Below are 8145 nucleotides of genomic sequence, written 5' to 3' on the forward strand. Positions count from 1 at the left end.
CCAGACCAACGAGCAGTTGGCGCGGATGATGATCCGACAGTCCAAGGACATGCTCGACTGGATCGTCGAACAGGGCGTGCGCTTCCAGCCCTCGCTCGGCGGCACGCTGAGTCTCGGACGTACCAACTCGTTCTTCCTCGGCGGCGGCCGCGCAATGCTCAATGCCCTCTATCTGACCGCCGAGCGTCTCGGGGTCGAGGTGCGATACGAGGCCGAGGTGGTCGCGCTCGATATCGATGACGACCGTTTTCGCGCAGCGATCGTGCAGCAGCCTCAAGGCCGGATGCGCGTCCGCGGCAAGGCACTGGTCGCGGCCGCCGGCGGCTTCGAATCCAACATCGAGAAACTGGTCGAAGGCTGGGGCGAGATCGCGCGCAACTTCCTGATCCGCGGCACGTCCAACAACCGCGGCACGGTGCTGGACATGCTGCTCGGCGCCGGCGTCGACAGCATCGGTGATCCGACCCAGTGTCACGCGGTCGCCATCGATGCGCGCGCCCCAAAATATGACGGCGGCATCATCACCCGTCTCGACTGCGTCGTGTTCGGCATCGTCGTCAACAAGCACGCCAAGCGCTTCTACGATGAGGGCGAAGACGTCTGGCCGAAGCGTTACGCCATCTGGGGCCGGCTTGTGGCGGCGCAGCCCGACCAGATCGCCTACATCATCTTCGATGCCAAATCGGCCAATCTGTTCATGCCCTCCCTCTACCCTGCGATCGAGGCTCCCAGCATCGCCGAACTTGCCGGCAAGCTCGAACTCGATCCCGAGAAGCTCTCGGCCACCGTCGCCGACTTCAACGCTGCGGTGCGCGACGGCAGCTTCAATCCCGACATTCTCGACGATTGCCACACCGAGAATTTGACGCCGCCGAAATCACATTGGGCGCGGCGCATCGAGACCGGCCCTTACTACGCCTATCCGGTCAGGCCCGGCATCACCTTCACCTATCTCGGCGTACGGGTCGATCACGAGGCAAAGATGATGATGAAGGCCGGTGGCCCGACTGAGAACATGTACGCCGCCGGCGAGATCATGGCCGGCAACGTGCTTGGCCGCGGCTATGCCGCGGGCATCGGCATGACCATCGGCAGCGTGTTCGGACGCATTGCGGGCACAGGAGCAGCACGACATGCAGCGCAGTGAGGCGTTGACCGAGGCGGATCGCCTGATGACGATCTGCAACTCCTGCCGCTATTGCGAGGGCCTCTGCGCGGTGTTTCCGGCGATGGAGATGCGCCGCGCCTTCAGCGGCGGCGATCTCAACTACCTCGCCAACCTCTGTCATTCCTGCGGCGCCTGCTATGTCGACTGCCAGTTCTCGCCGCCGCACGAGTTCGACGTCCGGGTGCCCGCGGTGCTCGCGCGGGTCCGGCACGAGAGCTACGCGGACTATACCTGGCCGCGCGCGCTCGCCCCGATGTTCAAGCGCAATGGCCTGGCGATCGCGCTCACCGCCGTGCTGAGCATCGCCGTCTTCATTCTCGGCTTCGTCGCCTTCAACGATCCGGCAGCATTGCTGCAAAGCCGGCATGGCCCCGGATCGTTCTATGCGCTGATGCCGCACAACACGATGGCGCTGGTGTTCGGCGCGGCTTTCCTGTGGGCTGTCATTGCCTTCATCAAGGGGGCGCGCGCGTTCTGGAACGACATCGGCGAGCCGCACGCGACACTCACAAACCCCCGTCCGCTTCTGCGCGCCGTGCGTGACGCCGGCAGCCTGCGCTATCTCGATGGCGGTGGCGTCGGCTGCTACAACGAGGACGAGAAGCCTGACGATAACAGGCGGTTCTATCATCATCTGACGTTCTACGGCTTCCTGCTCTGCTTTGCCTCCACCAGCGTGGCGACGCTCTATCATTACCTCCTGCACCGCGAGGCGCCCTACCCGCTGTGGGATCTGCCGGTGGTGCTCGGCACGCTCGGCGGACTCGGCATCGTGATCGGTCCGCTCGGACTCTATGTCGCGAAAGCCAAGCGCGAGCCGGCAATGATGGATGGCGGCAGCCGCGGCATGGACGTAGCGTTCCTGGCCATGCTCGTTCTGACCGGCGTGACCGGCCTCGCTCTCCTGCTGTTGCGCGAGACGAGCGCGATGGGCCTGTTGCTGGCGCTGCATCTCGGTGCGGTGTTCGCGCTGTTCATCACGATGCCCTATGGCAAGTTCGTGCACGGCCTCCATCGCTTCCTGGCGCTGGTCCGCTACGCACGAGAGCGCCACACAAGCGTGTAGTCTGCGGAACAACACCGTATCGCAGCTTAAGTCCCCCTCATCGTCATCTGGCATTCATCACTCTGAGCATCCGTTCATAAAGTTGCGATCTGCGACATTTTTTCGGAACGATCGGAGCCGTGCGGAACGACTCCAACCTCCTGCCGTTGTCGGCGCGGGCAGTGCCAATGAGGAGGATCGAGGATGACTAATCGCTTGATGGTATCAGTTGCTGCAATCGCGCTCCTGGCGGGTGCAAGTTTTGCTCATGCGCAGGGCGGCGCCGGTGGTGCGGGCGGCGCGGGTGGTCAGTCCGGCGGCGCCGCGATGCAGGGCGGTGCGACGGGTGGTGCGGCCGGCGGCGCATCGAGCGGTGGCATGAACGCGCCTGGTGGCGCGATGCATCGCGACAGCGCCTCGCCGTCGACCGGCGGCGCGTCCGACATGCGCTCCAGCCAGTCCGAGCAGAAGTCCGGCACTGCGACCAAGGGACAGCACGCCGAGGACGGCATGAAGGGCCCGAACACCAAGGGCGCGAGCTCCGAGAGCGACAAGAGCGGCTCGAAGAACATGAAGGCCGAGGGTCGTGAGGGTCGCGACAACAACATGAAGGCCGAGGGCCGCGACAGCAAGACCGGCACCAGCACCAACGCCGAGACCAAGACCGGTGGCGATCGCTCGCAGACCACCACCGGCCAGGCCGGCGCCGGCGCCAAGCTCTCGACCGAGCAGCGCACCAAGATCACCAGCGTCATCCGCAGCCAGCGCGTCGAGCCGGTGACCAACGTCAACTTCAACATCTCGGTCGGCACCCGCGTGCCGCGCGAGGTCCACTTCCACCCGCTCCCGGCCGAAGTGGTCACGATCTATCCGGAATGGCGCGGATATGACTTCATCCTGGTTCGTGAGCAGATCGTCGTGATCGATCCTCATTCCTACGAGATCGTCGCGGTTCTCGACACCTGATCCCCGACCAGGCAGGTGACGGGAGAAGGGGCGGACAGCAATGTCCGCCCCTTTGCGCTGCCGGGCTACACGTCAGGCGTGCATACTGCCCAGCGCGGTGGTTAACGTGCCATTTCCGCGACTTGGCGGACTTTTTTCGTGTGACGGGCCAGCCGTCCTATCCCCATCCCCGGCGCTGAAAGGCTTTCCCTTGGCGGCTTTGTTACCTATAACGCCGCCCACTGCCGCCACACCGCCGGGATGGGAATGGCCGACGACGCGCACAAGACGATCGATGTCCGCAATGGACCCCACTCGATTCTGCCAGCGACCCGCCGGCCAGAGGCCTCTGGACGCGCCACCGTGGCCAATGTCGAGCGCCTGCGCATCCAGCCCGCACCCCGCTTCGGAGCGACGGCCGAAAACCAGCATTCGAATACCTTCGTCTCTCGGCATCAAGCGCTGATGCACATCGGCCACATCTGCGCCTGCGAGAGTCTCCGGCACCACACTTTCACGGCCCAGGCCGCGTTTGCGTCAATTTCTGGCTTAGGGATCGATCACGGCGATCGACACCCGATCTCCGGCCCCGCTGCAAGGATTGGCGCTCCGACCGACCCGACCGACATCATGGCGCAAGCCTGACGTCCTCGCCCTCACGTCACACAACGTTTCTGGATCACGATCATGGCGCCCCAGCCCGACGACAAGACCACGGCCAAGTCCGAAGACAGCCAGCTCATCCGCGAGTTGGCCTCGCTGCTGGATGAGACCAGCCTGACCGAGATCGAGCTCGAGCGGGCGGGCCTGCGCATCCGCGTCGCCCGCAACGTCACCGTCGCGGCCGCCGTGCCGTCGGCGATCCCGGCCGCCGCCGCCGCTGTTCCCGTCGTTGCGGCCGCGGCCGCAGCCGCCGCCGGCGCCGACCTCTCCAAGCATCCGGGCGTCGTGCCCTCGCCGATGGTCGGCACGGCCTATTGGGCGCCCGAGCCCGGCGCGAAGCCGTTCGTCGAGGTCGGATCGAAGGTCTCGGTCGGCCAGACCCTGATGATCATCGAAGCCATGAAGACGATGAACCAGATTCCGTCGCCGCGCGCGGGCACGGTGACGCAGATCCTGGTCGAGGACGGCCAGCCGGTCGAGTTCGGCGAGCCGCTGGTGATCATTGAATAATTGCGACGAGCCTATGTCGAATAGCGAATAGCTGTCCGTTCCTGTTCGCAATTCGCTCTTCGCTACTCGCGCCCGAGGCACCATGTTCGACAAGATCCTCATCGCCAACCGCGGCGAAATCGCCCTCCGCATCCTCCGGGCCTGCAAGGAGCTCGGCATCTCCACGGTCGCGGTGCATTCCACCGCCGACGCCGATGCGATGCATGTGCGCCTCGCCGACGAAAGCGTGTGCATCGGACCGCCGCCGTCCAAGGACAGCTATCTCAACATCCCGGCCCTGCTCGCGGCCTGCGAGATCACGGGCGCCGACGCGGTGCACCCCGGCTACGGCTTCCTGTCGGAGAATGCGCGTTTCGCCGAGATCCTCTCCGACCACAACCTGCATTTCATCGGGCCGAAGGCGGAGCACATCCGCCTGATGGGCGACAAGATCGAGGCCAAGAAGACCGCCAAGCGCCTCGGCATTCCCGTCGTGCCGGGCTCCGACGGCGCGGTCACGCCCGACCAGGACGCGATGGCGATCGCCAAGGCGATCGGCTTCCCGGTGCTGGTCAAGGCCGCCGCCGGCGGCGGTGGCCGCGGCATGAAGGTCGCGCACACCGAGGCCGACCTGCAGCTGGCGTTGACCACCGCGGCCAACGAGGCCAAGTCGGCGTTCGGCGACGCCTCGGTCTATCTCGAGAAGTACCTGCAGAAGCCCCGCCACATCGAGATCCAGGTGCTCGGCGACGGCCGTGGCGGCGCCATCCATCTCGGCGAGCGCGACTGCTCGCTGCAGCGCCGCCACCAGAAGGTCTGGGAGGAAGGCCCCTCCCCGGTGCTCGACGCGGCGGCGCGCGCCAAGATCGGCAACACCGTCGCCAAGGCGATGCAGGAGCTGAAATATATCGGCGTCGGCACCATCGAATTCCTCTACGAGGACGGCGAGTTCTATTTCATCGAAATGAACACCCGCATCCAGGTCGAGCATCCCGTCACCGAGATGATCACCGGCATCGACCTCGTGCTGGAGCAGATCCGCATCGCCGCCGGCGGCGACCTGCCGATGACCCAGGACCAGGTCGTGATCAACGGCCACTCCATCGAGTGCCGCGTCAACGCCGAGAACCCGGTCAGCTTCCGGCCCTCGCCCGGCAAGATCCAGCAGTACCATCCGCCCGGCGGCCTCGGCGTCCGCATCGATTCCGCAGTCTACCAAGGCTACGTCATCCCGCCTTATTACGACTCCCTGGTCGGCAAGCTGATCGTCCACGGCAAGAGCCGGGTCGAGTGCCTGATGCGGCTGCGGCGCGCGCTGGACGAGATGGTGGTCGACGGCATCGAGACCACGCTGCCGCTGTTCCGCGCCCTGGTCCGCGAGCCCGCGATCATCGACGGCGACTATCACATCCACTGGCTCGAGCAGTATCTAGCCGGCCAGAAGACGGACTGAGCGGCCGCGGTCAGAAAACCCTCATCTGAGACGGAACCATCCGGCCGCAGCCGCGTTCTGCTCGGTCGGAGCAGTTCCGCCAGGGGGCCATAATCATCAACGACGTGCGAGCGTGCAGTGGCGCCTGAGGTGAGACGAAGGCGCACGCTGGGACAGGTCCTGCTGTTGTCAGCGGGATTTCTTGTGCTGGTCGCCGTCAGCACGGCGTCAGTTCTGCTGGTCAACAAGGCCCGCAGCGACAGTGCCTGGGTGGTGCACACCGTCGAGGCCGAGAACCAGATCAACGCGCTGCTGCTCGAGGTGCGGCGTGCCGAGAGCGCCGCCCGCGCCTACCTGCTCACCCAGGGGCAGGAGTTCCTCAACGACCACGAATCGGCCGTCGCGGCCATTCGTCCGGTGCTCGAGAAGCTTGACACCCTTGTTGCGGACAATCCTGCCCAGGTCGAAAACCTCGCCCAGCTGCGCAGCGTGATCGAGACCCGGCTGTCGCAGTTCGATCGTGAAAAGATACTGGTCGCGCGGGGCGATCTTGCTGCCGCGATCGCCCTGGTCCGCGACGCCGGCTCGACCCGCAGCAGCAAGACCATGCGCGAGACCGCGGAGGTGATGCGGCTCGAAGAGGAGCGTCTGCTGGCGCTGCGGACGGCCAATGCCGACGCGAGCCAGCAACTGGCGGCCATCGTCACCATCACCGGCTCGGCCCTCGTCGTGGTGCTCGCGATCATTTCCGTGCTGCTGGTGCGCCGTTCGACGCGCGCCCGCGACGATGCCGAAGCCAAGCTGCGCGAAAGCAATCTGAACCTCGAGGCCACCGTCGACGAGCGCACCGCGGACCTGCGCGAGGCCAACGAGGAGATCCAGCGCTTCGCCTACATCGTCAGCCACGATCTGCGCTCGCCGCTCGTCAACATCATGGGCTTCACCAGCGAGCTCGACGAGCTGCGAAATGACATCTTCCGGCGCATCGCGAGCCTCGCGCGCGCCGTGTCGGACTCGCCGCCGCCGGCCGAAGGCGCGGAGCCGGAGCTCGAAGGGGCCGACAAGCAGCTGTCGGAGGATTTCTCCGAAGCGCTCGGCTTCATCAAGTCGTCGATCGCCAAGATGGACCGGCTGATCAGCGCGATCCTCAATCTGACCCGCGAGGGCCGCCGCGAATTCGTGCCGGTCCGCATCGACACCCGCGAGCTGATCGAGCAGATCGTGTCGACGCTGGCGCATCAGGCCGAAGAGGCGCATACGACGATCCGCGTCGAGCCGCTGCCGACTGTCGTCAGCGACCGTCTGGCACTGGAGCAGATCTTCTCGAACCTGATCGACAACGCGATCAAATACATGAAGCCGGGCGTGCCCGGCGACATCAGGATTCGCGCCCGAACCAAGCTCGGTTTCGCGATCTTCGAGGTCGCAGATAACGGCCGGGGGATTGATCCCCGGGATCACCAGCGTATCTTTGATCTGTTCCGCCGCGCCGGAACCCAAGACCGTCCAGGTCAGGGGATCGGACTGGCGCATGTGCGCGCGCTGGTGCGCCGGCTCGGTGGAACCATGTCGGTCGCGTCGGAACTCGACCAGGGTAGCACGTTCACCATCACGCTCCCGATCAATTGGAACGTCTCAAACCGGAACTCAGACCGATGACCATGCCCGTGACCATCATCATGATCGAGGACGACGAGGGCCACGCCCGACTGATCGAGCGGAACATCCGCCGGTCCGGCGTCAACAACGAGATCAAGCCGTTCACCAACGGTACAGATGCCGTGAAATATCTGTTGGGCGCTGACGGCAGCGGCCTCGATCACAAGGGCCACGCCCTGCTCATCCTGCTCGACCTGAACCTGCCGGACATGACCGGCATCGACATCCTCAAGATGGTCAAGCAGAACAGCTACCTGAAGAGCGCGCCGGTGGTGATTCTGACCACCACCGACGACTCCCAGGAGATCAAGCGCTGCTACGAGCTTGGCTGCAACGTCTACATCACCAAGCCGGTCAACTACGAAAGCTTCGCCAACGCCATCCGCCAGCTCGGCCTGTTCTTCTCCGTCATCCAGGTTCCGCCCGCCGCATGAGCGCCCCCGCCCCCACGCTGCTCTACATCGAGGACGACGCGGCGCTGGCGCGGCTGGTCGAGCGCGGGCTGAAGCGGCTCGGCTTGGCGGTGGAGCACGCGCCGGACGGCAGCGCGGGTCTCGAACGGCTGCAGCGTGGCGGTGTCGACGTGGTCGCGCTCGACCAGCACATGCCGGGGCTCGACGGGCTTGAGACGCTGGAGCGCATCATGGCGTTGCCCGATCCACCGCCGGTCGTGTTCGTCACGGCATCGCAGGACTCCAAGATCGCGGTGACGGCGCTGAAGGCCGGGGCCGCCGATTATCTCGT

General features: G+C 65.4%; 9 protein-coding genes. All 9 read left to right on the forward strand.

The window, feature by feature from the left end; all coding sequences use genetic code 11:
- On the forward strand, positions 1-1147 hold a 1147-nt coding region (tcuA, locus tag BRAO375_RS06355; RefSeq protein WP_035639244.1), incomplete at its 5' end, for an FAD-dependent tricarballylate dehydrogenase TcuA.
- Complete coding sequence (gene tcuB / locus BRAO375_RS06360; RefSeq protein ID WP_009026638.1) at positions 1134-2234, forward strand: tricarballylate utilization 4Fe-4S protein TcuB; 1101 nt, start codon at positions 1134-1136, stop codon at positions 2232-2234. The genes tcuA and tcuB, both read left to right, overlap by 14 nt.
- Before the next feature lie 183 nt (positions 2235-2417).
- On the forward strand, positions 2418-3179 hold the full coding sequence (locus BRAO375_RS06365) for a DUF1236 domain-containing protein (RefSeq protein WP_009026639.1): 762 nt from the start codon (positions 2418-2420) through the stop codon (positions 3177-3179).
- A 246-nt stretch (positions 3180-3425) separates the two neighbouring features.
- Entirely contained in the window at positions 3426-3803 is a 378-nt protein-coding gene (locus BRAO375_RS06370) for a type II 3-dehydroquinate dehydratase (RefSeq protein ID WP_009026640.1), read from the forward strand.
- A 42-nt stretch (positions 3804-3845) separates the two neighbouring features.
- Complete coding sequence (accB, locus tag BRAO375_RS06375; protein WP_009026641.1) at positions 3846-4331, forward strand: acetyl-CoA carboxylase biotin carboxyl carrier protein; 486 nt, start codon at positions 3846-3848, stop codon at positions 4329-4331.
- Between the two features lie 82 nt (positions 4332-4413).
- Positions 4414-5763 carry an acetyl-CoA carboxylase biotin carboxylase subunit gene (gene accC, locus BRAO375_RS06380; RefSeq protein WP_009026642.1) on the forward strand — a complete coding sequence of 450 codons (1350 nt, stop codon included), beginning with the start codon at positions 4414-4416 and terminating at the stop codon, positions 5761-5763.
- A 117-nt stretch (positions 5764-5880) separates the two neighbouring features.
- Positions 5881-7401 carry a sensor histidine kinase gene (locus tag BRAO375_RS06385; RefSeq protein ID WP_009026643.1) on the forward strand — a complete coding sequence of 507 codons (1521 nt, stop codon included), beginning with the start codon at positions 5881-5883 and terminating at the stop codon, positions 7399-7401.
- Complete coding sequence (locus tag BRAO375_RS06390; RefSeq protein WP_006614865.1) at positions 7398-7835, forward strand: response regulator; 438 nt, start codon at positions 7398-7400, stop codon at positions 7833-7835. Before BRAO375_RS06385 ends, BRAO375_RS06390 begins: the two co-directional genes overlap by 4 nt.
- Positions 7832-8145, forward strand: a 314-nt coding sequence (locus BRAO375_RS06395) for a response regulator (protein ID WP_035639248.1), incomplete at its 3' end; no start/stop codon positions are given. The genes BRAO375_RS06390 and BRAO375_RS06395, both read left to right, overlap by 4 nt.

The sequence above is a fragment of the Bradyrhizobium sp. ORS 375 genome (assembly GCF_000239775.1).
Lineage (GTDB): Bacteria > Pseudomonadota > Alphaproteobacteria > Rhizobiales > Xanthobacteraceae > Bradyrhizobium.